At 38.2% G+C, this 868-nt stretch carries 2 protein-coding genes; both read right to left on the bottom strand.

Going from position 1 to position 868, the window contains the following annotated elements:
- Window positions 1–139 precede the first annotated feature (139 nt).
- Entirely contained in the window at window positions 140–394 is a 255-nt protein-coding gene (locus Q0954_RS34095) for a hypothetical protein (protein ID WP_299466598.1), read from the bottom strand.
- A 120-nt stretch (window positions 395–514) separates the two neighbouring features.
- Window positions 515–712, bottom strand: coding sequence for a helix-turn-helix transcriptional regulator (locus Q0954_RS34090; protein WP_299466596.1), 198 nt, complete (start codon window positions 710–712; stop codon window positions 515–517).
- Window positions 713–868: the final 156 nt, after the last annotated feature.

Raw genomic sequence — 868 nt, 5'->3', positions numbered from 1 at the left:
TGTTTCTCCAAATTCAAAATAACAATCCCTTTTTTTTTACCAATAATTGTTGCCATTAATTATGGCGAACATGTTGTAAAGAAATACATATATAAAAACCAAAGCTTCAGGCTCCACACCTGAAGCTTTTTTTATGCCTTTATTTTTGCAACCACTCCAGCATTGCCCAATCGTTGCGAATGAGTTGAAGGTGGTCTTCTAAGAGTACCCAATGATTTTCGGCTTCGCGTGCATTTATGCAATGGTTTTCACGAAGAAGCTCGAGCGAGTCTTGCCCTACAGCTATTAAGTTTTCGAGGCGGCGCTGAAGACTGTAGCGAATATTTTCGGCAAAAATAGCGGTTTCGGGGTTCCATTGGGTTTGATTATTCAAGGGAGCATGTTTACTTTGCATTGTTCAAGTTATTTTATTTGAATACAAGCCTTTGGGAGGACTTCCACATCACAGCCCAAAGGCTACTTTTTACCTAAAAAGCATTGCAAATATAGTAAAAAGTAATCAAAAAGTAGACTTTTATCTATTTTTCTTCCCTTTATATCCATACTTTTCAAGCACAGGCATTAACTTGTCTAGAGTCTTCTGAGTTAAAGGGCGTCCTCCTGACAAAATTTTACTCAAATAACTGTTTGATAACCCTGCTTCTTTGTTCACAGCCTTGATACTCAATGCCGAGTACTCTTCAAAAAATGCTTTTAGTTCTTCTATGGTCATGTTTTTATAGGTAAATGGTGAGAGTATACAAAGTTAGGGAAAAGTAAGAGGAGAGACGATCTGAAAGGCAGAAAATGGTACTAATCGAGTAGGGTAAAGTAGGAAATCATTCTACCCTACTTTATCCCTCTCACACCACCGGACATACGGTTCGCG

Origin of the sequence: uncultured Microscilla sp. (assembly GCF_947493425.1) — a bacterium.
GTDB lineage: Bacteria > Bacteroidota > Bacteroidia > Cytophagales > Microscillaceae > Microscilla.
The sequence above is the reverse complement of the archived record's forward strand: the minus strand, read 5'-3'. Positions and strand labels throughout refer to the sequence as shown.

What these genes read in the sequence shown, in the direction of transcription:
- Q0954_RS34095 (WP_299466598.1), bottom strand. Translation starts at nt 394, where the DNA reads ATGCAAAGTAAACATGCTCCCTTGAATAATCAAACCCAATGGAACCCC.
- Q0954_RS34090 (WP_299466596.1), bottom strand. Translation starts at nt 712, where the DNA reads ATGACCATAGAAGAACTAAAAGCATTTTTTGAAGAGTACTCGGCATTG.